The sequence below is a fragment of the Arthrobacter sp. HMWF013 genome (assembly GCF_003061105.1).
Lineage (GTDB): Bacteria > Actinomycetota > Actinomycetes > Actinomycetales > Micrococcaceae > Arthrobacter.
On the sequence record NZ_QAIQ01000043.1, the window covers coordinates 1 to 2,953 of the forward strand.

4 protein-coding genes are annotated in these 2,953 nt (G+C 64.9%); all 4 read right to left on the bottom strand.

Going from position 1 to position 2,953, the window contains the following annotated elements:
* A partial coding sequence (gene prcA / locus DBR22_RS02185; RefSeq protein WP_108597584.1) for a proteasome subunit alpha occupies positions 1-415 on the bottom strand: 415 nt, incomplete at its 3' end.
* Between the two features lies 1 nt (position 416).
* Positions 417-1,241, bottom strand: a complete 825-nt coding sequence (gene prcB, locus DBR22_RS02190; RefSeq protein WP_108597585.1) for a proteasome subunit beta — start codon at positions 1,239-1,241, stop codon at positions 417-419.
* Between the two features lie 78 nt (positions 1,242-1,319).
* Positions 1,320-1,523, bottom strand: a complete 204-nt coding sequence (locus DBR22_RS02195) for a ubiquitin-like protein Pup (protein ID WP_108597587.1) — start codon at positions 1,521-1,523, stop codon at positions 1,320-1,322.
* 85 nt (positions 1,524-1,608) lie between these two features.
* Positions 1,609-2,953, bottom strand: a 1,345-nt coding sequence (gene dop, locus DBR22_RS02200; RefSeq protein ID WP_108597586.1) for a depupylase/deamidase Dop, incomplete at its 5' end; no start/stop codon positions are given.

The following is a 2,953-nucleotide window of genomic DNA, read 5'->3' on the forward strand; positions in this document are numbered from 1 at the left end:
ACCTGTAGAGGTGGTCCAGTTCCGGAGTCAGGCCCACTTCGGCAACCGCCAGCTCAACTTCAAACGGTTTTTGTTCGGCGGTGAAGACCGCCCCGAGGCTCTGCGCGTAGACACTGGCGAGTCCCCGCGCGGTGACGTCCTCGCGGTCGTAGGAGTAGCCGCGAACATCCGCGTACCGGACGCCGGCCTGGCGGAGGCTCTCGAATTCGTTGTATTTGCCGACGGCTGCAAAGGCGATTTTGTCGTAGATCTCGCCGATCTTATGCAGGGAAGGCGAGGGGTTTTCGGCTACCAGGGCAATGCCCTCCTCGCAACTGATGACCACCACAGACCTGCCGCGGGCGATGCCCTTCCGTGCGAAGTCCGCACGGTCCTTCATCAGTTGTTCGGGGGAAACATAGAACTGCTGCGTCATCTCAGGCCTCCCGCCGCTCGGCAGACCGGGCTTCGATAATGCGGCCGGCAACTGCCGCGAGCTCAGCTTCAGGGACGCGCCGTGCGCCGCTCCGGTTCACCGTGTACACCACGGGCCACAACTGACGGACCGGGTCCGGACCGCCGGTGGCGGAGTCGTCGTCGGCGGCGTCGTAAAGCGATTCCACCGCGACCGAAACTGCTTCCGCCTCCGTCATGTTGGGCCGCCACAGCTTTTTCAGGGCACCCCGGGCAAAGACCGAGCCGGAGCCCACCGTGTGGTGCTCGCGTTCCTCGTACCTGCCGCCGGTGACGTCGTACGAGAAGAGGCGTCCCACCCCGGCGGTGGTGTCGAAGCCGGCAAAAAGGGGAACCACCGCGAGTCCCTGCAAAGCCATCGGAAGGTTCCCGCGGATCATCGCTCCCAGACGGTTGGCTTTACCGTCAAGGCTAAGGAGTGTGCCCTCGATTTTTTCGTAATGCTCCAGCTCCACCTGGAACAGCCGCGTCAGGTCGATGGCAATACCTGCCGTGCCCGCTATGCCCAGAACGGAATACCTGTCCGCCGGGAAAACCTTTTCGATGTGTCGGCTGGCAATAACATTGCCCATCGTGGCCCGCCGGTCGCCGGCCATCAGAACGCCGCCGGCGTAGCCCATCGCCACGATGGTGGTGGCGTGCGGCACCTGCAGCGGCGCAGCAGCCGCCGCTGACGGGAGCGGCAGTGTTCGGTTATACGGAAGCAGGTCCGGCCGATCACGTTGCAGGTGCTCGGTAAAGGACGACGTCGCGTTGCCGGCTACCTGGTTGGCGGTTGATTCCTGCACTGATGCACTCCTTGAACGTGGTCCTTCAACGTCGGTACAGATTCCGTCCGGGTGCGGCTGGCTGCACCCGGAACCGGTTTACTGACCGCCCTTTTGGACGAAGGCCCGGACAAACTCCTCGGCGTTGGATTCAAGGACGCCGTCGATCTCGTCAAGGAGGTCGTCGACGCCCTCGGTCGCGGCGGAGGCGTGGGCTTCGGGGGCCGCCGGAGGGGCCTCTGCGATGTCCTCGTCGACCTGGCTGTTCTGTGATTGTGGCTTCTGTTGCTCCTGGCCTGCCATGGTGATATCTCCCTCTGCAATCATCGGATCCGGGCGGATCTGCCGATACGCCCATATTGCCACGCTATACGCCCGCCGGCGGCGTTTACGCCCGAGGCGGAGCGGTATTTTGCCCGAGCAATTCTGCGAGGAACGGCCCCGCTGTCCGGTGGCGGGCGAAGAGCCCTCCCGTCAGCGCCCGGGTCCCCCGCAGGGGTTCCCGGGTGGGGACGCGCTGCAGACGCCCGTAGCCAGGGACATCAAAAATGACCGAATCCCAGCTTGCCCCCACTACATCTTTGCCGAAGGTGCTGATGCAGCGTCCGCGGAAGAAGGCGCGGGTGTCCGACGGCGGTTCGGTCACCGCGGTGGCGATGCTGGAGTCGTCCACGATCCGCTGCATCCGGTTCCGGGCCAGGAACCGGTAGTACAGGCCCTTCTCCGGTCGGATGTCCGCCCATTGAAGGTCCACCAGGCCCATCCTGGCGTCGTCCCAGGCGAGGTTGTCCCGGTCGCGGTACCCCTCCAGGAGGGAGAGTTTCGCCAGCCACTCCACGGAGGCCGCCGCTGACTTTCGGTCCGAGTCGAGCTGGGTCAGGGTGGCGGCCCAGCGGTCCAGCACCTCATGCGTGTGGCCGTCCCCGTCCACGGCATCACCAACACCGGTGTCCTGCGCCAGCTTTGCCGCCGCTTCGTGGTACATCCACTGCAGGTCCAGGGCGGTGACGCGCCGGCCGTCCAGCAGCCTCAGCGTCGCCGTCAACGTGGTGTCGTGGCTGATCGCCTGCAATGCGGCGACGGGCTCGTGGACCTCCACTTTGGGTGCCAGTCCGGCTTCAATCAGGCTCAGGACCATCGCGGTGGTGCCGAACTTGAGATAGTTGGCGGTCTGGCTGAGGTTGGCGTCCCCGATGATGACATGCAGGCGGCGGTACTTGTCCGCGGTGGCGTGCGGTTCGTCGCGGGTGTTGATGATGGGCCGGCGGATAGTGGTTTCCAGCCCCACCTCAGCCTCGAAGAAGTCAGCCCGCTGGCTGATCTGGTAGCCCGGGGTTGAACTGTCCTGGCCAAGGCCCACGCGCCCGGCGCCGCACATGATCTGGCGCGTTACGAAGAAAGGGGTCAGCCCCCTGACGATGTCTCCGAAGGGGACCGACCGTGGCATCAGGTAGTTCTCGTGGGAACCATAGGACACAGATTTGTTGTCTGTGTTGTTTTTGTACAGGTTGACCGGTGGCAGCTCCGGATCTGCGCCGAGGCGCCGCACCGCCGCCAGCGCTACGAGGTCGCCGGCGGCGTCCCACACCACCGCGTCACGGGGATTGGTCACTTCGGGGCTTGAGTACTCCGGGTGGGCGTGATCCACATACAGGCGGGCGCCGTTGCCAAGGACCATGTTCGTCAGCAGGCTGCCGGACTCATCTTCGCCGTCAAGCTCGAGTTCCTCACGG